This window comes from Paenibacillus lignilyticus, from assembly GCF_017942085.1.
GTDB lineage: Bacteria > Bacillota > Bacilli > Paenibacillales > Paenibacillaceae > Paenibacillus_Z > Paenibacillus_Z lignilyticus.
The window spans coordinates 53,663-73,497 of the sequence record NZ_JAGKSP010000019.1 but is presented as its reverse complement, the minus strand read 5'-3'; the positions used below and the strand labels follow the sequence as shown (position 1 = coordinate 73,497).

The 19,835-nt window shown below is 43.4% G+C and carries 21 protein-coding genes; 19 read left to right on the top strand and 2 right to left on the bottom strand.

Features of this window, described 5'->3' with window-relative positions; translation table 11 throughout:
• The first annotated feature begins 33 nt into the window (after positions 1-33).
• From I8J30_RS28070 to I8J30_RS28015, 13 genes are all read left to right on the top strand, one after another.
• Positions 34-657: a zf-HC2 domain-containing protein gene (locus I8J30_RS28070; protein ID WP_210663816.1), complete on the top strand. Its 624-nt coding sequence runs from the start codon at positions 34-36 to the stop codon at positions 655-657.
• A 138-nt stretch (positions 658-795) separates the two neighbouring features.
• Complete coding sequence (gene cdaA / locus I8J30_RS28065; RefSeq protein ID WP_210663815.1) at positions 796-1,635, top strand: diadenylate cyclase CdaA; 840 nt, start codon at positions 796-798, stop codon at positions 1,633-1,635.
• On the top strand, positions 1,628-3,058 hold the full coding sequence (locus tag I8J30_RS28060; RefSeq protein WP_210663814.1) for a CdaR family protein: 1,431 nt from the start codon (positions 1,628-1,630) through the stop codon (positions 3,056-3,058). The genes cdaA and I8J30_RS28060 overlap by 8 nt, the downstream gene beginning before the upstream one ends.
• Positions 3,059-3,110: 52 nt before the next feature.
• On the top strand, positions 3,111-4,457 hold the full coding sequence (gene glmM / locus I8J30_RS28055; RefSeq protein WP_210663813.1) for a phosphoglucosamine mutase: 1,347 nt from the start codon (positions 3,111-3,113) through the stop codon (positions 4,455-4,457).
• Between the two features lie 779 nt (positions 4,458-5,236).
• Complete coding sequence (glmS, locus tag I8J30_RS28050; RefSeq protein ID WP_210663812.1) at positions 5,237-7,069, top strand: glutamine--fructose-6-phosphate transaminase (isomerizing); 1,833 nt, start codon at positions 5,237-5,239, stop codon at positions 7,067-7,069.
• 401 nt (positions 7,070-7,470) lie between these two features.
• Positions 7,471-7,797, top strand: a complete 327-nt coding sequence (locus I8J30_RS34125) for a site-specific integrase (RefSeq protein WP_338044968.1) — start codon at positions 7,471-7,473, stop codon at positions 7,795-7,797.
• The gene (locus tag I8J30_RS34120) at positions 7,770-8,315 is read left to right on the top strand and encodes a tyrosine-type recombinase/integrase (RefSeq protein WP_338044967.1); all 546 of its coding nucleotides are present in this window, start codon (positions 7,770-7,772) and stop codon (positions 8,313-8,315) included. The genes I8J30_RS34125 and I8J30_RS34120 overlap by 28 nt, the downstream gene beginning before the upstream one ends.
• Positions 8,316-8,516: 201 nt before the next feature.
• Positions 8,517-9,047, top strand: a complete 531-nt coding sequence (locus I8J30_RS28040) for a hypothetical protein (protein ID WP_210663811.1) — start codon at positions 8,517-8,519, stop codon at positions 9,045-9,047.
• A 274-nt stretch (positions 9,048-9,321) separates the two neighbouring features.
• The gene (locus I8J30_RS28035) at positions 9,322-9,498 is read left to right on the top strand and encodes a hypothetical protein (RefSeq protein ID WP_210663810.1); all 177 of its coding nucleotides are present in this window, start codon (positions 9,322-9,324) and stop codon (positions 9,496-9,498) included.
• 348 nt (positions 9,499-9,846) lie between these two features.
• The gene (locus I8J30_RS28030) at positions 9,847-10,206 is read left to right on the top strand and encodes a hypothetical protein (protein WP_210663809.1); all 360 of its coding nucleotides are present in this window, start codon (positions 9,847-9,849) and stop codon (positions 10,204-10,206) included.
• Positions 10,181-10,510, top strand: coding sequence for a hypothetical protein (locus tag I8J30_RS28025; RefSeq protein WP_210663808.1), 330 nt, complete (start codon positions 10,181-10,183; stop codon positions 10,508-10,510). Before I8J30_RS28030 ends, I8J30_RS28025 begins: the two co-directional genes overlap by 26 nt.
• A 28-nt stretch (positions 10,511-10,538) precedes the next feature.
• Positions 10,539-10,814 carry a hypothetical protein gene (locus I8J30_RS28020; protein WP_210663807.1) on the top strand — a complete coding sequence of 92 codons (276 nt, stop codon included), beginning with the start codon at positions 10,539-10,541 and terminating at the stop codon, positions 10,812-10,814.
• A 374-nt stretch (positions 10,815-11,188) separates the two neighbouring features.
• The gene (locus tag I8J30_RS28015; protein WP_210663806.1) at positions 11,189-12,691 is read left to right on the top strand and encodes a PIN-like domain-containing protein; all 1,503 of its coding nucleotides are present in this window, start codon (positions 11,189-11,191) and stop codon (positions 12,689-12,691) included.
• 107 nt (positions 12,692-12,798) lie between these two features.
• On the opposite strand, the gene I8J30_RS28010 is transcribed toward I8J30_RS28015, so the two are convergent.
• On the bottom strand, positions 12,799-13,299 hold the full coding sequence (locus I8J30_RS28010) for an RsfA family transcriptional regulator (RefSeq protein ID WP_210663805.1): 501 nt from the start codon (positions 13,297-13,299) through the stop codon (positions 12,799-12,801).
• A 374-nt stretch (positions 13,300-13,673) separates the two neighbouring features.
• Between I8J30_RS28010 and I8J30_RS28005 the strand changes: the two genes are divergently transcribed.
• The 4 genes from I8J30_RS28005 to I8J30_RS27990 all read left to right on the top strand — a co-directional run bounded on the left by I8J30_RS28005 (position 13,674) and on the right by I8J30_RS27990 (position 16,723).
• Positions 13,674-14,129, top strand: a complete 456-nt coding sequence (locus I8J30_RS28005) for a hypothetical protein (RefSeq protein WP_210663804.1) — start codon at positions 13,674-13,676, stop codon at positions 14,127-14,129.
• A gap of 155 nt (positions 14,130-14,284) precedes the next feature.
• Positions 14,285-14,716: an Imm26 family immunity protein gene (locus I8J30_RS28000; RefSeq protein ID WP_210663803.1), complete on the top strand. Its 432-nt coding sequence runs from the start codon at positions 14,285-14,287 to the stop codon at positions 14,714-14,716.
• 606 nt (positions 14,717-15,322) lie between these two features.
• Positions 15,323-16,087: a DinB family protein gene (locus I8J30_RS27995; RefSeq protein ID WP_210663802.1), complete on the top strand. Its 765-nt coding sequence runs from the start codon at positions 15,323-15,325 to the stop codon at positions 16,085-16,087.
• A 186-nt stretch (positions 16,088-16,273) separates the two neighbouring features.
• Positions 16,274-16,723, top strand: a complete 450-nt coding sequence (locus I8J30_RS27990; RefSeq protein WP_210663801.1) for a protein export chaperone secb — start codon at positions 16,274-16,276, stop codon at positions 16,721-16,723.
• Between the two features lie 172 nt (positions 16,724-16,895).
• Here I8J30_RS27990 and I8J30_RS27985 read toward each other — a convergent pair whose 3' ends face one another.
• Positions 16,896-17,822, bottom strand: a complete 927-nt coding sequence (locus tag I8J30_RS27985; protein WP_210663800.1) for a VOC family protein — start codon at positions 17,820-17,822, stop codon at positions 16,896-16,898.
• Positions 17,823-18,139: 317 nt separating this feature from the next.
• Between I8J30_RS27985 and I8J30_RS27980 the strand changes: the two genes are divergently transcribed.
• Complete coding sequence (locus I8J30_RS27980; RefSeq protein WP_210663799.1) at positions 18,140-18,865, top strand: hypothetical protein; 726 nt, start codon at positions 18,140-18,142, stop codon at positions 18,863-18,865.
• 617 nt (positions 18,866-19,482) lie between these two features.
• On the top strand, positions 19,483-19,806 hold the full coding sequence (locus I8J30_RS27975; RefSeq protein ID WP_210663798.1) for a hypothetical protein: 324 nt from the start codon (positions 19,483-19,485) through the stop codon (positions 19,804-19,806).
• Positions 19,807-19,835: the final 29 nt, after the last annotated feature.

Here is a 19,835-nt window from a genome sequence, read left to right as displayed (position 1 = left end):
TTACCGTAACTAACGAAGAAAGGAATGGCTGCTATGAATTGCAACGTCGCCGTCATGCTGATGCATGATTATTTGGATGATGAGCTGCCTCACGATGATCTGGCTGAATTGAAACTTCATATAGATTCCTGTGAATCATGCTGCACAAGGCTTGAGCAACTGGAACGGACGGAAGCGCTGACACATTCGATGATGGACACTCGCGTAACGATTTCGCCGCAACAATCCGCGCAGCTCACCAACCGCATTATGAGCTCGCTTCCCGTGAAACGCCGCAGAATCGGTTTTGCCAGCTGGATTCGCAATCATCCCGCCGTCTCGGTTGCCGCAGTATTTGCCCTTGTGATGTTCTCGAGCTTCCTCGCCATGTGGCAGCAGGATAATGATCTTACTGTACGCGGTGGAGATCTGGCACAGGTTATCATCGAAGGGGATACGGTTACTGTACCGGAAGGTGCCCATTTGAAGGGGGACCTTACGGTTGAGAACGGCAAAGCAAACGTACTAGGCGATGTGGAAGGCGATGTAACCGTGATTTCAGGTTCGTTGTATCAAGCCTCCACCGCACATATATCCGGAGAAGTGAAGCAGATTGACCAGGCGCTGGACTGGTTTTGGTACAAAGTTACGCATTCCATCAGCAGTTTGGCCTATTGATTTTTGACTGCCTCCTCTTGCGGGAGGTTTTTTTGTGAAAAAAAAAGGATTTGCATCCCCGGTTCTAGAAAATAATAAAGTTAGAAATCCGATAAAAGAATTAAAATGCCCAGGCATTTGGTCTTTGGGGGTTGGCAGATGAACTATTTTGCAGATTTGACTTGGAAAGAATGGATCAAAGATCTCATTGATATTTCCGTTGTTAGCTATATTATCTATAAATTGATTCTGCTTGTCCGAGGAACAAGAGCGGTTCAGCTGTTGAAAGGAATCATTGTCCTGGTTGCGACATGGGCCATCAGCACCTGGTTTAATTTGTATACGCTCAAGTGGCTGATGAATCAAATGTTTACGTTCGGGGTCGTTACGATTCTGATTATTTTCCAGCCGGAGCTTCGCAGGGCGCTGGAGCAGCTCGGACGAGGCAGTTTGTTTAGCCGGTCCTCTGTCGTGGAGCGGGATATCAGCGATCGCATTGGCGAGATCATTAAGTCGCTTAATTATATGGCCAAACGCAAAATCGGCGCATTGATCGTCTTTGAACGTAATACCGGGTTGTCGGACTACATAGAGTCCGGAATCCAAATGGAATCCATCGTGAGCTCGGAGCTGCTTATCAATATCTTCATCCCGAATACGCCGCTTCATGACGGAGCTGTTATTATTCGAGGTAGTCAGATAATGGCGGCGGGCTGCTATTTGCCGCTGTCGGAGAATCCTTTTATCAGCAAGGAATTAGGGACAAGGCATCGCGCTGCAATCGGCGTCACCGAGGTGTGTGATGCGGTGTCTATCGTCGTCTCGGAAGAGACGGGGCAGATTTCGCTTGCGGTCGGCGGGATGATTGTTCGCGACATTAAGGAAGAATCTCTGATCTCGAAGCTGTTCGAGGAGCTGAATCCGAACTCGAAAGCGCGTGAGCGTCAAGGCGCGAAGAAACCTTTCTGGAAACGGAAAGGAGGCAAGCAGCATGGATAAGTGGCTCAGCCATCCGACGGCGATTAAGATCCTTTCATTGATGATCGGGATCCTGATGTGGGCTGTTGTGCATTTCGATTCGGAGAAAACGCCAAATACGGTGGCTAACCTGACGGAAACGCAGGAGATCGATGCGGTTCAGGTGACGCCGATTGGAATGGATGATAAGAACTATGCGCTTCGGCTGCTGGATCCGGAAGTCGTTCATTTGACGGTACAGGGCTCGAAGTCGGATTTTCTAATCGCTTCGCGCAACAATGATTATCAAGTCACGGTTGATCTCAGCCAAGCAACGGAAGGGCGCAAGGTGCTTCCGGTTAAGGTGAATTTGCCGCGCGGCTTGGATCTTATTGAAGTGCGACCAAGTAACGTGACGGTCGTATTAGAACGTATCGTTACGAAAGAATATGAAGTTACGGTTAAGACCGACGGTATTCCGGGTAAAGGGTACAAGATCGGACAACCTGTTGTAAAGCCGAACAACCGCGTGCATGTGACGCTGCCGAAGGATCAAATGGATTTAGTCGCATCGGTCGGAGGAACGGTATCGGTTGAAGGGGAAGAAGAGACGGTCAACGATAAGAAGATGAAGCTTGTCGCCTACGATAAGGAAGGCAATGAGTTGACAGATGCGGTCATCAGTCCGAGTGTGGTGGAAGTGGAAATTCCGATTACGAAGCCGTTCAAGAAGCTGCCGCTGCAAATTGGATTTACGGGTAAGCTGACGGATGGTTATGCGATTGCTTCCTTTACGCAGAGCGTGGATCAGATTACGGTATACGGTCCTCAGGATGTGCTGGACAAGTATGATTACTATGACGGCATTACAATTGACTTGTCGAAGCTAACAGAATCAGGTACGATGGAGCTCGATATTCCACAACTAGAAGGAATTGCCACCGTTGATCCGCTGACAGTCACGTTCGAGTATAAGATCGTGCCTGCCGAGACGAGAGTGATGTCGCATTTGCCGGTGAAGATGATTGGTCTGTCCGAAGGTCTGAATGCCAAAGTAACCGTGCCTCCAAACGGCATGGTGGATGCCATTGTCAAAGGCGCCTCGAACGTGCTGGCCTCGCTTGAATCCAAGGATGTCCAGCTGATTGCGGACTTAAGCGGTTTAGGACCGGGCAGCCATGATGTTCCGCTTGAGGTCCATCTGCCGCGGTTCGTCGATCAAGCTCCAAATGCGCCGATTACGATTACGGTGGAGATCACGGACAGTACGGAGACGCTCACCGATCCGGGAGGAGCGGGAGAAAACGGTGGAGATTCGAATGCAACCGCTCCTGATTCCGAGGCTGTGAATGGTGGGGAAGACGCGATAACCGGAAATGAGTCTGCCGGTGATGCTAAAGGAAACAGCGATGGCGGCGCAACAAATTCGAGTACAAACTCGAACACGGGAACATCGGTGCCATAGTGCCCGATTGTTGCTTCATGCATATAGAATAGATAAAGGGGATTTTGGAACAATGGGAAAATATTTCGGAACAGACGGTGTACGCGGTGTCGCAAACCGCGAGCTCACGCCTGAGCTTGCTTATAAAATCGGTCGCTGCGGCGGCTACGTACTAGCCGGTCAGGCTGAGAAGCCGAAGGTCGTTATCGGGCTCGATACCCGTATTTCAGGTCCAATGCTGGAGGCATCGCTGATCGCGGGTCTGCTGTCCATCGGGGCAAGCGTTGTACGTATCGGCGTTGTATCGACGCCTGCAGTCGCTTATTTAACACGTGTGCTGGGCGCAGATGCGGGTGTCATGATCTCCGCATCGCATAACCCGGTTGAAGATAACGGCATTAAATTCTTTGGCGGAGACGGCTACAAGCTCTCCGATGATACAGAGCTTGAAATCGAGCGCTTGATGGATGCGGAAGTGGATGAACTGCCGCGTCCGGAAGGCGGAGATATCGGTACGGTTACGGTGGATGAAACGGCAAAACGCCAATTTATCGACTTCTTGAAAACAACGGTTACGCATTCCTTCACAGGATTAAAGATTGTGCTCGACTGTGCGAACGGTTCCGCGCATTCCATTGCGCCGACGGTGTTCCGTGAGCTAGGTGCAGAGATCATTACGGTCGGCGCGGAACCGAACGGCTTGAACATTAATGACGGCGTAGGTTCGACGCATCCGGAATATTTGCGTGAAGAAGTGCTGAAGCATGGCGCGGATTTCGGTCTTTCTTTCGACGGTGACGCGGATCGTTTGATCGCGATTGACGAGAATGGCGAAGAAGTCGACGGCGACTACATCCTGTGCATCTGCGGCGACGCGATGAAGCGGGCAGGCAAGTTGAAGAACGATACGGTCGTAACGACAGTTATGAGCAACATCGGCTTCTTCAAGGCTGCCGGCAAAATCGGTCTGAACACGGCACAAACGGCGGTCGGTGACCGTTACGTGATGGAAGAGATGCGCCGAGGCGGATTTAACTTGGGCGGCGAGCAGTCCGGCCATGTTATTTTCCTCGATTACAATACGACAGGCGACGGTATTCTGACTGCCCTGCAGTTGACGGATACGCTCGTTGCTTCCGGCAAGAAACTTAGCGAACAGAAAACATTGATGCGCAAGTATCCGCAGGTGCTGATTAACGTGCGCGTTGCAGATAAGAGCACCTACAAGGACAATCCGGCGATTGCCGCGGTTATCGCTGAAGTGGAGCAGGAGCTTGGCGACAACGGCCGCGTGCTGGTGCGTCCATCAGGCACGGAATCGCTTATCCGCGTCATGGCTGAAGGTCCGGATAAAGAGCAAGTTGAAGCTTACGTAGCTCGTATCGTGGACACGGTGCGCGCAGAGCTTGGTGCAGAGTAGTAAACATGGGCATTATCGTTCATAACTTTATGTGATCGGGCAACCCTAGACATACGCAGTTACTGCGGGCATCTAGGGTTGCTTTTGTCATGGATGGCGTCTTCGAAGCGGAGTAAGATGAGCTCTTGGAAAATATGTACCAATTGTAAACGGTTCCCTCAATTATTTGTTGCACCTCAGCATAAAAATGAATATAGTAGGAGAAGTATCATTCAGGAAGCGAAAGTGAGGACAGAGGTTGTAAGCAAGACAAAGCGCCAGAGCTTGCAAGGGTTTCATGCAGCTGCTGCACGGTCCATACGGAAATGGCCATGCGGGTAATCGGTTGTATAAAGCGGCAAGCTGACGAGGTGGAGGTGTTCGGAATGTTCGGCGGGGACCTCCCGGTATTGCATTTAACCGTAAGCCGATACTCAAATAGACCGGGCGACCGGGCTGACAAAGGGTCGGTAAAATGCTCCATAGGATTTTTTGAAGCACCTGCGGCAACGGAGGCCGGAGTGTGTCGATTTTAGCGTATTCATCTGTTCAAGTCTCAGTCACGGGCAGTGGCAGCAACCCATAGAGGGGCTGTCTCTATTGCGTTGTGTTCGGACTCATTGCTTATTATTTTTTCAAAACGCACGGATGGTGCGCTTTCTTTCTTATTGTCTTTTTTGATATTTTCCAACCTTAGCAGGGACGATGCCGGCGAACCGAGGCGGCTTTGTGCCGACCTATTCATTAGTCATGGCAACCGTTGAAGCGGGGTAAACTACCCAATACGGAGGTCTATTCATATGTGTGGAATTGTAGGATATATTGGTAAACGGGATTCGCAGGATATTTTGATCGAGGGCTTGAAGAAGCTGGAATACCGCGGTTACGACTCGGCGGGTATTGCTGTTTTCACGAAGAATGGTCTTGAAGTGCGCAAGTCGATTGGCCGTCTTGCAAACCTGGAACAAAAGTTAGACGGACAGCCGCTTGAAGGATCGGTTGGTATCGGGCATACACGTTGGGCTACCCACGGTAAGCCGTCGGACGCTAACTCCCATCCGCATACAGACAACACGCATAAGTTCTCTGTTGTGCACAACGGCATCATCGAGAATTATCTGGATTTGAAGGATGAGCTGATTGCAAAAGGCTGCAAATTCGTATCCGAAACGGACACGGAGGTTATTTCCCACCTTGTTGCCGATGAGTACGATGGCGATATCGTGAAGGCTGTACAACGTGCGGTTAAACGGATGCGCGGTGCTTTTGCGCTTGGCGTATTGACTGAATATGAACCGGAACGTTTGGTTGCTGTACGTTTCGCCAGCCCGCTCGTTATCGGAATCGGCGAAGGCGAGAACTTCATCGGGTCGGATATCCCGGCAATTCTGGAGCATACGCGCAATGTGTATATTCTGAATGACGGTGAAATGGCGATTTTGACGAAAACCGGTGTCGAATTGATGACGACTGAAGGCGAATTTATTTCCAAGGAAATATTCCATGTCGATTGGGACTTGGTAACGGCGGAGAAAGCCGGATTCGATCACTTCATGCTGAAAGAAATTTACGAGCAGCCGAAAGCATACCGCGACACGATGATGGGCCGTATTTCGGATGATGGCCGTTCCGTTGAATTGACCGAAATCGGCATGACTGCAGACGAGATTCGCGCAATCCGTAAGATTCATATCGTAGCTTGCGGTACGGCGATGCACGCTGGTTTGGTTGGTAAAACCGTTCTTGAGAGCCTGGCTCGCATTCCGGTTGAAACGGACGTGGCGTCGGAGTATCGTTACCGTTCCCCAATCATTACGCCTGACACGCTTGTTATCGTGGTCAGCCAATCCGGTGAGACGGCGGATACGCTGGCTGCACTGCGTGAAGCTAAACGCTGCGGCGCACGTGTTCTGGCCATTACGAATGTGGTTGGCAGCTCGGTTTCCCGCGAAGCCGATGATGTCATCATCACGCAAGCCGGACCTGAGATCGCGGTTGCTTCGACGAAAGCTTACACTTCCCAATTGATCGCGTTCTACCTGCTCGGTCTGTTCTTGGCGGAAACGCTCGGTACGAAGGACAGCGCGTTTATCGCTGAAGTAGTGACGGCGATGCACCAGCTGCCTGAGCAAGTGGAAAGCATTCTTGATAACGCCCCTGTGCTGAAGCAAGTGGCAGAGAACCTTTCCAAGCACAACAACCTGTTCTTCATCGGCCGCGGCGTTGACTTTGCAGTGGCGCAAGAAGGCTCGCTGAAGCTGAAAGAAATCTCCTACATTCACTCCGAGGCTTATGCAGCGGGTGAGCTGAAGCACGGTACGCTTGCTCTGATCGAAGAAGGCATTCCGGTTATCTCGCTGATCACGCAAGAAGATCTGTACGAGAAAACACTTAGCAACATTAAAGAAGTGAAAGCTCGCGGCGCGCATGTACTTGGCGTTGTGAACGAAGGCTTCGAAGGAGAAGTTGCGAAGTCCGTCGATGAGCTATTCGCGATTCCGAAGACGCTGCCGCTTCTATCGCCGGCATTGTCGGTTGTTCCACTGCAGCTGATCGCATACTATGCGTCGCTGGCACGCGGTAATGATGTGGATAAACCGCGTAACCTTGCAAAGTCGGTTACGGTGGAGTAGGGATTACAGGAGCTTAAGATCATTCTGAATGCGTTAAATATTGTTTGTAACTGCAAAATAAAGATTGTAACTGATAAAAGAAGTTTGTAACTGCAAAATAATGTGTGTAACTGTTACTAGCGTAAGATCGTTTCATAGCTGAAGCACTGCACACTTAAAGGCCTGGGAGAGCATTCCCGGGCTTTTTTTTTAATTTAGCAGACTATAATACCTTCGTAAAACAGCCTAAATGGGCATTTTAGTAGTGCATCACTAATTCCACTTTATCTGTAAATTTCATCTTGGCTATGAATTCTACCAAGAACTTCATTCAAGTATTGCAAGACACTAGTTCATAAATCAGTCTAAAAGCTTTCATTAGTAGCAAACTAGAATTAATTGCTCTAATGGGAGGTCTTTATATGATATTAAACGAGCTTTGGCGTCTTTATAAAACAGATAAGCAAATCCAGGGGTTTAGCCCAAATACATTGAAAGCCTATGCCTTGCAGTTCAAGATGCTGGCTATTGAACTAGGAGGAGAAATAAATGTTTCTGAAATAACCTTAAGTCTCCTAAAGGGATATATAGCAAAGCAATCGGAACGATTGAAGCCAAGCAGCTTAGGACATCGCATCCGTTTCGTTCGTTCCCTTTTCCGTTTTGCATATGAAGAAACGTACTTACCATATAATCCCTCTTTAAAATTACGGAACCAAAAATGGAAAAACGAATTCCTAAATTTTTGATGGAGGAAGATGTTATTAACTTAAAGATCTCATGTCAGTCACTTAGGGAAAGAGCACTCCTGGAGTTTCTATACAGCACTGGGTGCCGTATAGGAGAAGTGGCGAAGATTAACACTGAGGATTTGAACTGGGAGAACTGTTCCGTGATTGTAAATGGTAAGGGTTCAAAGCAGAGAGAGGTTTACTTTACGACAGAGTGTAAAGTGTGGTTGAAGAAGTATGTGGCTAAACGAGATGATGCATGTAAAGCCTTATTTGTAACTACAATGAAGCCAGCTAGACGAATGGCGATACCTACGCTCCGGTGGGAATTAAAACGGCTTGCAAAACGGGGGAAGATTGACGCAAATGTGTACCCGCATCGTTTTCGTCATACATTTGCTTGCCAACTCCTTGATAATGGAGCTCCTTTAGATTTTATTCAAGGTATGTTGGGGCATGAAAAAGCGTCGACCACACAACTATATGCTCAGTTGCGCGGGGAGCGTAGAAGAGAACTCTATCGCCGATTTTTTTAGTGTAGGATAGCAGCGGATTCTCTCCATGATATCCGTCAATATTCAACTAAAGGGCAGGTTAGTTATACTCATTTCTATCCAATCCTGCAACTATTTCCTAAATAAAGAGTCTATATATGTATTAGGAGGTCGTTGGTATTCATGGTGAAGAGATTCGTATTTGACCTTGTTACCAGTTCCAACGAGGAAGGATGTTAGCAAGTGAAAAGAGCAAAAGGAAAACAATATTTATTTTTTATATTTGTATTTATATTTGCACTAGCGGCTTGCACCTCAAACCCAGTTTTCGAGTTGTATTCAGGAAAACCGTTAAGAATAGCTGTGGTTGGAGTACCACCAAAAGTAAAAGAAGAACAAGTAAGTTTTATAAAGATTTCATTTGATGAAATGACAATTAATAAATTGAAGGATTATGATGCGGTCTTTGTTATGAAAGAAAATCTTCTCAAAGCCGCTGAGAGTCAATATGCGGATTTTTACATGAGTTCAATCATTCCAGTTTATTTTATTTCGACTAAAAGTCATGTTCCATTTACTGAAAAAGACATAGAATTTGAAGATTCTTGGAGATGGTCTCCTGGCAATAGCTACGCTGTTGGGGTTCTTTCATCACAAAAAAATCACACTTTAAAAAATTGGGGATTCGATTTATATAATGATGAGAAAACTGATGCAAATATAGAAGAGTTGTATTCAAGAATTTTCAAGACAATTGAAGATAATAAACTTTAATTGTTATTCAGTTGACTACGCTAACGGGTACGATAGTTTCATGATACGACGGCAGCCGGCCAAACGATCGGTTGCCGTTTTCATTGAAGTAACGGGCAGAATAGCAACTTTAAGATGGTCATTCGCGTCATAACACATGGGTATATTTGTAAATTTAGGCAAGGGATTAGGTCTTGATTAAATCGTATACAGGGATGATTGCTTCAGCCATGTGCATCGTATTGTGTCCTATTCTTTTTTTTATGAATCACTAACGTTCCAACGGAGGTGTGAATTGAAAGTGGATAATAAAGATCTACTGATTTATCTACACAAGAGATTATCACATTTGAAGAAGAAATTTATCTTGTTTGCTTACACTCGTCATAAAAATGAAGGGAAAATTGAAGAGCTTGAAGATATTATTCGACGGATAGAAATTGGCAATTTTGAGTATCAAGACAATGATTAAACACTTGTCGATTAGAATCAAATTATTCAACAAAGGAAGCAGGCAGAAACTATCCCGCGTTTCTAACGTAATGCGTTTTGATGCATCGGTCGAAAGAGGACTGCGCGCGTTTACTCGCCGGAGCCTTTTTTGTTGATATGATGTAAGGGAGAACGTAAACCGACTGATATCTAACAAGTGAAGGGGTATGAAATATGGTTTCAATGCCGCCACCGAGCTATTACGATTGGCCAGAATGGGATCCTGAGAAAGGTGAGCTGCGACCTGATGCTCCTCTTGAGATCATCAAGAAATACGAGCAGGAACGTAAGCGCTGGCAGCAACGGGCATCAGCGACAGTGGGCAGAGATGGAAGAACCGAGTCAGCCGCCGCTTGTTGATGACCTTCTTACCGATGCCGAAAAGAAGAATATTTTTAATGAGGCTATTGCGACGCTAGCGGAACAGAAACAGCCATCGGATCTGTTGCCGCTGCAGCCAAAAGTCGAGATCGAGGAACCGAGGCATTACCATGACGTTTGGAATTGGGAATGTGATATGGGGGCTATGATCGCCGCAATGCAGCGTGTCGGTCTGAGCCGCGAGCATATCGTCAAGATACTAAAGGAGAACAAGAAAGCCTCGAACGAATTACGACCCGATCAGGCGGCTCTAATATACTGGCAGTTCACGGGAGGCGCGAATGGAGGTTCGGACAGTGAACGATGACAACATAATCAACTTCAAACCTCGGAAGGCAATCCCTGCACCGCTAACCGAAGCAGAACAGAAGCGCAAGCTTACGCAATGGGAAAATGGCTTTACGCTTTATGTCTTTAGTGTAGGACTGCAAGAGATCGCCAAAACTTCTGAAATCGTTTCAGCTACCGACACCCAAGACAAGATGTATCAAGGGATCAGGTACATGGCTGAATCGAATTATCCCAAGATGCTTGCGGTTGTAACGAACGAGCTGCTGATCCAGCGCGCATTCGTTGGCAAAGAAGATCTTCATGCGGAACTACACAGGTAGCGACCTTAGAAGAGGGGGATGATGCTGAGTGATTGGACGTGAAAACGAAGAGGAGCTGACAGGATTACCGGCCGCGGTTCGTAATATGTGCCAATATTCTATTATCAAGCACACGGTGATAGGTCCGAATGCCGGACCGTTAATTACGAGGCTAGAAGGGGTTAGGGAACTACTCGTTATCTTAAAGACACATAACCATGAACATGTCGATAACATGATAGCTATGGTTGACGCAAATATCGAGTCATTGAAGAATCCGATCGAGCTCATCGTTCCTGAAGATTGGGATTTCCCGTCGGGGTAACCATCATACTGTGAATGCACGGAGGATTAGGAATGACTGAAGCTGTGCTGCCGGTTAAACGAAAAGTCGAATAAGCGTTAATCAGAATATCGTGATAACGATAGATGACCCATTTTGCAATTACTATAGTGGAGTACAAAAGGAAGACTTATATAAAGTGTTCCCTCCCTTCGTTTATTTGATTTTCCATGTAATTTGACCCATACTGATAGGGAAAGCCGAACCGTTCTCACGTAAGTCAATACTTTTTAGAGATATGCTTTTCCGACGAACAAAGTGCTATGAATTGCTCTTGCATAGTCAGGTGACGTCATTACAATCTCAGAGGATACAGCTTATTATAAACTTCTTACATCATAGAAAGGCAGGTCACAATGGCCTACAATTATCCATTTGAAGACTTCCAAGAAGTCTGGAAGGAAGAGCCTCTAATAGTACTCGATACCAATGCTTTTCTAGGACTATATAGGTACTCACCAAATACAGCAAATCAGTTTTTATCTGTAATGGACCGAAACAGGGAGCAAATATGGATTCCTGCGCAAGTCTTATCGGAATTCTACAATAATCATAAAGACGTAGTGAAACGAGAGCATAACAAATATAGGGAAGTTAAAAAAGAAATTGATAGAATTACTGAAAACGCTAAAAATAGCTTTGAGAAACAATTTATTCAATTTAACAAATATAGCTACCCTCGCGTAAAAGAACTTTCAAAACATATCGATGCTTCAATAGAGAGCATCCGTGAACAAGCAAAGAAGTTTGAAACCGAAGTTGCAGATGACTCAAAAGAAAATATTAGAATGTTAAAAGAAGATAGAGTGAAGCAATTTTTTGATAAACTTGTCGAAGATGGTAACATCGGAAACATGTTTACTCTATCAAGATTGTTAGGTGTATATGCCGAAGGAGAGAACAGGTATAAATATAAGATACCACCAGGGTATATGGACAGCGTAAAAGACAAAGACGATGAGACCAAAACAAAGAAATTCGGCGATTTACTGTTATGGAAGCAATTACTAGAGAAGGCTGGAGCAACACAAAAACCTATTATATTTATTACTCTAGATGAAAAGGAAGATTGGTGGGTGCTTGGTGATGACGATCAACCAATTAGTCCACGAACTGAGCTAATTTCTGAATTTAGGGAATATAGCAACAAGCCATTTGCTATGATGAGCCTATCCAATTTCTACAACCATGCATCTGTACTCAATAACATGGTAGATAATCGAACCTATCTAGAAATGAACTCGAGGGCTATTTGTTACAGATTACTTGATCAGTCCGATTGGCATACGATTGCAGATGATAACCTTAACTTGACTACGTACCTCATTCATGGTGGTGATCTACAAGAATATGTAGATAATCCTCTACAAGATGTTGAAGTAGAAGGTGTTTCTTCCCCAGATTTATTGATTGAATCGGTATATATCAATGAAAATCATGTAAACATCGAAGGGAAGTTTACATGTGAGGTTGAGGCTTCAATAACTGAGGCTATTTCTTCAAGTTATCATGAGGACTATTTATTCAAAATCACTATATCTGGCTCAATAAGTTTTGAATTTGAGGTGGATTTATTAAAGAAGACTAACTTCATAATTAATAATTCATTATTTGTAAATTGTGGTGGATTTGAGGTTATTGAAGCAGGCTATATTTACGACGATGATGTGTTTGATCAAGATTATGATGATTCGTGCGTCAAATGCGCGAATCCTGTAACGGTTCATTTTACTAATCATGGTGAATCAGTTTGTGAACGGTGCTCAACTTACTACGAAACATGCCCTGAATGCGGAACATTATTTGAAGAAGGTACCCTTGGTGGAGCATTTTGTGTGAAGTGTATAAAGAATCGGTAATGAGCCGGGATTTTTAGCTAATACTTTTTTCATGCCTGTATTTTGAATGGTAACGGGATAATCACATCAGCAAAAAACCACCGCTACTCACGGTGGTCAATGTTGAACTAAATGAGGTGCTTCGCTCGTTGAAAGATCTGAAGCATTGTATCGAAATCTTCCTTTAAGGTCACTTCATTCATAGCTTCTGATTTTTTGTTTAATTGTTGCTGTTCGTTTTTAATCCTTATTTCCTCTTTTAATTCAGCGATCTGTTTGGCCATGTTCTCTATAATCTTTTGTTGTCTTCTAGCCAACTCAACAATTTGATCAGTGATTGTTAATTTGATGTCCTGTTCATCGATTGCAGCAATAGTAACTTGCTTACTAACTGAAGCTCTTTGAATTTGATTCCGCTCTAGCTTAGCTTCTTTAATTTCATTTAAGTAACTTTTTCTGACTTCTGAATTCCATCTAAATCCGCAAGCACTTTCGGTACGTCCTAATAGTTCGGCTGCCTCAGCAAACCCCGCTAATTGAGTACTTTTATTTCGAATGTGTTTAATTACAATATTAGCGAGAAGTAGATCGTCCTCTGACCGCCAACCATCTTTTCTGGCTTCCTGCATGGTATCCATCACCTCAACAACGAATTAGTAGCCATTGTTACCTGTTCTCTTATATTTATGCAAAGATACAAGGTAACAGCAAAGGCAGTCATCGATATAAACTGCTTTTATTCCAACTAAGGGGTAATAAATTCTTGCTGTATCCGGTTAGCAGATAAAGCTAACGGAGAACGATAGTTTAACAAGACACGAAGGCAGCTGGTCAGAGAAAATGATCAGCTGTCTTGTTTCAACTACCATGAAAGAACGAATTAACTTTCATGCTCTGTGGTGCAGTAGAAGAGATGCATGAATGGCTAACGGGGCAGGATATAATAAATCACTCCTCGAATACATTGAAAGAGCCTAATATATGATATGGAGCTAAATCAAGGATGAAATTTCACTTAAAGAAGACAATCATAATTACATTGGTGGTATATCCCATATTTCTTTTTATACTTTACTTAATGGCGGGTTTTGTTATTGAGGCATTTGTTTTGTTTTCTGGTATTTTTTTATTTTTTATGATTTTCCAACTCGGATATTACTGGGTAATTGAAGGTGAGAAGATTAGTAAATACATTTTTTTTATGAAGCATGTCGACATTGAAATATCTGAAATAAAACTAATTGAGGCATATAAAGTAAAGGAAATAGGAACTATTCATTTTTATTTAGGTAAGGGACCACATGAAGATGAATATCAATTCATTATGAAGAATGGATTAATAATTAAGAGCTACGCACATTGCTATAATTCGAATGGCTTAACTATAGGACGTTATTTGAATAACGAAAAGAGAATAAAGCTAATAGAAAAGACTAGATATAAAATTATGAATTCTTAGGGATTTGGTGGTTTTTCGAGGAGAGGCTCCTTCAGATAACACCGTATTCACCAATCGGTCTAGCGTATTCGGTCTAATGGTTAATTGATGAAGACCATGGATTAAACTAACGAGAATCATTAGTTAAACGAAGCAACGAACATATGGGGGGAACCATGACTCGAAAAAAACGAAGAAGGTTAAAAGTTGGAGATGTGTATGCAATTCCACTGCCTAATAAAAAATATGCATTCGGCAGAATGCACATGGATGGATCAATTGCAATTTATAAACAAGTTTCTGAGAGTATAGAAGATCTACCTCAAACCGAAGATTATCAATTTATTGTCGGTGTTTATGAATATGTTTTAAAGTCCGGAGAATGGCCAGTTGTTGATTATCGCCCTTTCGACAACGATGAGGATGCTTGGCCTCCACCAGCTTGTATCGTTGATATTATTTCTGGTGAATACTCAATATACTACAAAGGAGAAATTCGTGATTCGACGAAGGCTGAGTGTGAAGGATTAGAGACAGCTGCGGCTTGGGCTGACAACCATATCATAGACAGAATTATGGGGGACGATAAATGGCATAGACCCTCATAGCATAATAAAGCAGTATCCAAGAGCTCGATAAGAGTTATACGGATTCTATGAAGTAAGACGGTCCTGTGGAGTGGCAATCTCATTACGATAAAAAGGAACGATCGTTGAGGAGCTAGCTGCGGGCAATTCCTTTTTCATTTGTTGAAGTAACGTGCAGTTTTGTTGAAGAAGCAATATCTTTTGTATAATGAAGGATGCGTCGGGGAGGTATACAGTACTATGTCACATCCGTATGGACAATTTGAAGGCTCACCATTATGGGAAGTTATAAATAAAGGGATAAATGACCTTGTAGAAAATAACGACCTCGAAGAAAGAACACAAAGAGAATACATAGTTGGATATCTTTGTAAGTTGATCAATGAATCTCTTATTACAAAACCTTAAACAGCCGTTACTGAACTAACGGGTACGATAGTTGAACGTATTTTTTTGGAGCAGGTTGCCAGCGGCAGCTGCTCCATTTTCATTAAATTTAGCGGCAGGAGAGCTTAATCGCTTCACGAATAATTAAATAGTCAATTTTACTTTGTAGTTGGTAATCAGACGATGGAATCCTCGTGCAAGTACAATAGAAGTAAAAATTAAGAGTTGGTGGTGTATGTAATGCAGTTTCGTGTTGACATAGATGGAACTTTGGAAGGCCGTTGGATGGGGCACATTCTATCTGAATTCGGGTGCATTTGGAAAAGTACAAGTCCAGAAAGGGTTCTTGAACTGGCAAAGGAGGAAACTGTAAAGTATTACTCCTGGTTAAATCAGAACGGAGAGCCTGTTCCAGATCTCAGAGGAAAAGAGATTACTTTTGTACTAGGAGAGCAACAGGAGATTTCCAATTTCGGAATTTCTGGTGCTTCCGTAGGTTTTTTTGAACTTGACCTTATTCCGATAACAGATGTTGATATTTTAACAGCAGTTAAAAGATTGGGATTTGCACGGAATGAAATAATTGATTTGGTCACGGTACTACCAGAGTCATGTTTAGATTGGGAACCAGGTAAGGGGAAAAGGACAATAAGGGATAACCTTATTCATGTTCGAAATTGTTATCCATGGTACTTGTCACGCATTCTCGGGTTAGAGGAAGCAAAGAGGCTTATTCCAAAGCCGTTTCCGGAAGATACCATAGAGAGCTTAAATTATGTTATGAATTGTGCGGTTGAGGTTTTATTGGCTTTTCCTCAAGAATATAGAGAGGGAACTTATTGTGCTCAAAAGCCAAGTGAGGAATGGACCGCTCGTAAGATGCTTCGAAGGTTTGTCGAACATGAGTTAGAACATTTGGCAATTATAAAACGTACAATTGGTGAATGGAAAAGGTTAAACAAAAGGAAAACAATAGAACATGGTGATTATGAAGACATTGATTAAAGGTTAACATTCCGCTGACGGGACACGATAGTTCAATAAAGCAAAGACGGTAGCCAGCTTTATTGCCGTTTTTCTTTGAAGTAACGGGCAGGATAGTTTAATTACTTCGCGAATACCTATGGATGGAATTTTTGCGAAGTTCAAAATAAATCGTTATGTGAAATGCAAACTGAAAGGATAATTATTATGAGAGATGAAATATTAAACAATTATTTCTATCAAGATGGAAGTCTTCGAGATATTTATATACTACAAACCCATTATACTGATTGGGATTTCTTAATGGACTATTTCAAATCAAACCCTGATTTTGAAATATTTATTTTTAGAGATGGAGAAGAAGTACACGATAGACTAAGTATTAAAGAAATATTAAACCTTAAAAATGATTTTTCAATGTCCATTAATATCGTATATAAAGGTATTTCAATTTCTGGATATTTCTATGAAACTGATAATATCGAATTTGACATATCACCTAGAGAAATTGTAAGTCTCAAAGAAGTAGATAAAGTAATTGAGTTTATGAAGGAGATTGCTAAGTTCACTAATAAGGAAGTTATTTTAACACCAGAAATGGATATGAAAGAAGTTTACATAAGGATACTTTCTACAGGAGAAACAATTTTTTTGTAACAGCTCAGGAGCACTTCACATAACACTGTATTTACGCTTCGGACCATTCATTATTAAGCTAACGGGACACGATAGCTGAACGAAAAAGGAGTAGTTTGCCAGCGGAAGAGCAACGGCCTGCTGGAGAAATCCAGCAGGCTGTTAAAAAGTGTTTAGATTATAAAAAGTATGATTAGGCTTCGTCGCTCCTTCTCATGCCTCCAAGAATAATGCTGTACCCGTCCGGGTCCGTAATACGCGCATCGAGAAAGTCCCAGCCATCATTTGAGGTTTCAAGCGGTTCCGTTCCGATCGTACCGCCTCTGGCTCGTACTTCGTCAACGATAAGTAATACATCCTCCCATGACACATGAACAAAAGTATCCCACGGGAAATCGGGGCCTTCCCATAAACCCTCAACGTCTCTGACTTTTGCGCATTGGGCATTCGGACATACATCGTGCGGAGATGCCGCTTGTTGTAAAATCACTTCCATCACAGGATACGGTGCCTCCGGATCACCTCGTCTTGCATACCCGAAATCGTTTACCTCGTCGCATCCTAGCACGTTTTTGTACCAGTCCAGCGATTTCTTCAAATCGGAAACAAGGCGTACTTGAACCGTTTTCATAAACTTATCTTCCGGCTGCTGCGAAATCGGTTCCTCCGTCTGAGAACGGTTGGTGCTTAAAACAATGTTGTAACCGTCATAATCGGTAATATGCGCTTTCATATATAGTCGGCCTTCGTACGCGTATTCATAAGGCTCTACTGTAATTTTACCGCCTCTGCTGCGTACTTCCTCGATGATATAAGCGAGGTTATTCCAAGCGACCTCAACCAAAGAATCACAGCCATACTCCGAGCTTGCCGCTTCCGCTGGTTCATCCGTGCGTTTCTGTGCGACTGCGTTCGGGCGAATATGGTCCGGCGAAGCGGCTGTGCTGACAATGAGCCCCATTCCCCCTCTGTCTCCCCGAGTTGCATGTCCATAGCCGCTGATGTCGTGACATTGCAGCACATTGCGATACCATTCCTGAGACTTTCTGATATCGGATACTAGACGTACAGGGAACGTTAAACCAAATTCTCCTCTTCTGACCGGTTCGTTGGAAGTCAAAATGACAGCTCCTCTGCTACAAATATTGGTGATACCATCTTCGCCTGACAGGCTCACAACAAATATATCATATGAACTTTAACCAAACTATTCCTTTATTGCTATAATTAGCGGGATCTATATTAATTTGCAAGTGGGAGGCTGCCCTTGTTCAGCCAGGGGCAAGAATGACCTCAGTAGCATCGGCAGCCTGTTCCGCTAACGGGCAGATTAGTGGAACAATTTACATGTGTTCCTAGTTGAGGATAGATGTAAAATTGGTAAGTGAGGAAATGAGGAATTACTTTTTTTACATACAGATTTGGAGAGGCGAAGAAATGCCAATAGAGTATAAATTAATTACAGCAGGAGCATTTGCTGGTAAAAGCCGCATGAAGCTTCATTACGTGGAAATTGATACTGACCAAGTTCTTTGTGGTTCACACCTCTCTGGATATGAAACTCAACCTAGAGAAGGGATTAGAGTATGTAAGAGATGTGAGGCCGCATACCGAAAAAGAGGCGGTACATTGCTAGAACCTATAGATACCGATGCATGGTTGGCTGATGCTTATCCAGGTCTAATGGAAGATTTTATAGAAGTAATCTTGGAGAAGCCCTCATTCATTAAAGAGGGTCCTTTAGTTGAAAACATTATCGGCCGATGGTCAGCGGACCAGCTTTATGCGCCAGGTGCAATGGAGGACATTGAGGTTGTATTCAGTCCAACGGGAAATGGTTGGTTGTATTTTAATCATCCATTTGAGCAAATTGTTGAACGATTCAAATGGGAGATTGATAATAGTGGATTAATTCAGATTAATGGGGTAGCATCAGCGGCTTTTTATGATGCAGAGATGGCGAAGGAATATGAGTTGGAAAATTACGAGGGCAGAGACTCAGATTTCGAATTTCTCGACTTAAAAGTAGAGATTACCATAGAATCTACTCCTCGAGGGGAGAGTGAGGTTATTTCTTTCTCAGAGCCGCTATGGCTGACAGACCGTAGATTTGCTTTGGTACAAAGAGACATTAAAAGTCTTGAACCACCATTCTTTTTGTAGTTGTTGCTGAACTAACGGAGAATATAGCTAAACGAACAAGGAGCAGTTTGCCGGTGGCAGCTGCTCCTTGTTTCGTTGAAGTAACGGGCAGTTTAGCGCAACTTTGGTCTCCATCATGCGTTATAGAGATATCCAGTAAACCCATCATCTGGAACAAAGGAGTTGAGATGTTCGATGACTTTTATAATAGGGCTAATTGTCTTGTTTTGCTTAACGATACTGATGGGAGTAACGTTTAATAGTGAGAAATTAATAGCTGCATTATTATCAGTAATATCACATTTGATGATTTATGTATCTATTCTTGCAGTCTATTACTATTCTCAATTTGATAGTGGAGCTGACACTGTTACATTCATGGTTTTTTTTCATATTACTCATGAGCAAGCTTCAATTTTACTAAAGGTATCTCTAACGATAAGTTTAATTTGCTTTACAATGAACAAGTATTTAAAAAGCAAGCACAGTTAATCATCTTACGGTCAGATATAGCTCAATAAACATCAGAGGCTGCCGGCATAATAACGGCAGTCTTTCGTTACGTTAACGGGCAGGCATGTGCAGCATATTAGCGAATATGAGAATAACGATTTGATATGAGAAGGTAGGTGCTTTACTTGTCACCTGATATTGAAGCTAAGATAACCTTTTTGGTAAGTGATGGAAAGGGGAATGGGCGACATAAGCCAGCTCGCTCAGGTTATCGCCCAGCACATTTAGTGAGAGATGATTATTTAACGACAGGAACACATCAATATTATGGGGATGTTATAGCTCAACCAGGAGAGACAGTATTGGGTACAATAGCCTTTATTACACCAGAAGTTTACCCACGAACTTTATGGATTGGTAAAATAATCAGAATACAGGAGGGGTCAAGGATAGTCGGTCATGCTGAGGTAACACAGATTTTTAATGAAATATTGAAAAAGTCAGATTAAGCTAACGGGCAGATTAATTCAATCAATAC

Excerpts from the sequence above, each read along its gene's own strand:
- I8J30_RS27990 (WP_210663801.1), top strand. The coding sequence starts at position 16,274 with ATGAGAGATGAAATATTAAACAATTATTTCTATCAAGATGGAAGTCTT.
- I8J30_RS34125 (WP_338044968.1), top strand. The coding sequence starts at position 7,471 with ATGATATTAAACGAGCTTTGGCGTCTTTATAAAACAGATAAGCAAATC.
- I8J30_RS28000 (WP_210663803.1), top strand. The coding sequence starts at position 14,285 with ATGACTCGAAAAAAACGAAGAAGGTTAAAAGTTGGAGATGTGTATGCA.
- glmM (WP_210663813.1), top strand. The coding sequence starts at position 3,111 with ATGGGAAAATATTTCGGAACAGACGGTGTACGCGGTGTCGCAAACCGC.
- I8J30_RS27980 (WP_210663799.1), top strand. The coding sequence starts at position 18,140 with ATGCCAATAGAGTATAAATTAATTACAGCAGGAGCATTTGCTGGTAAA.
- I8J30_RS28060 (WP_210663814.1), top strand. The coding sequence starts at position 1,628 with ATGGATAAGTGGCTCAGCCATCCGACGGCGATTAAGATCCTTTCATTG.
- I8J30_RS28010 (WP_210663805.1), bottom strand. The coding sequence starts at position 13,299 with ATGCAGGAAGCCAGAAAAGATGGTTGGCGGTCAGAGGACGATCTACTT.
- I8J30_RS28015 (WP_210663806.1), top strand. The coding sequence starts at position 11,189 with ATGGCCTACAATTATCCATTTGAAGACTTCCAAGAAGTCTGGAAGGAA.
- I8J30_RS27995 (WP_210663802.1), top strand. The coding sequence starts at position 15,323 with ATGCAGTTTCGTGTTGACATAGATGGAACTTTGGAAGGCCGTTGGATG.
- I8J30_RS28070 (WP_210663816.1), top strand. The coding sequence starts at position 34 with ATGAATTGCAACGTCGCCGTCATGCTGATGCATGATTATTTGGATGAT.
- glmS (WP_210663812.1), top strand. The coding sequence starts at position 5,237 with ATGTGTGGAATTGTAGGATATATTGGTAAACGGGATTCGCAGGATATT.
- cdaA (WP_210663815.1), top strand. The coding sequence starts at position 796 with ATGAACTATTTTGCAGATTTGACTTGGAAAGAATGGATCAAAGATCTC.
- I8J30_RS28030 (WP_210663809.1), top strand. The coding sequence starts at position 9,847 with ATGGAAGAACCGAGTCAGCCGCCGCTTGTTGATGACCTTCTTACCGAT.
- I8J30_RS28005 (WP_210663804.1), top strand. The coding sequence starts at position 13,674 with ATGAAATTTCACTTAAAGAAGACAATCATAATTACATTGGTGGTATAT.
- I8J30_RS28025 (WP_210663808.1), top strand. The coding sequence starts at position 10,181 with ATGGAGGTTCGGACAGTGAACGATGACAACATAATCAACTTCAAACCT.
- I8J30_RS34120 (WP_338044967.1), top strand. The coding sequence starts at position 7,770 with ATGGAAAAACGAATTCCTAAATTTTTGATGGAGGAAGATGTTATTAAC.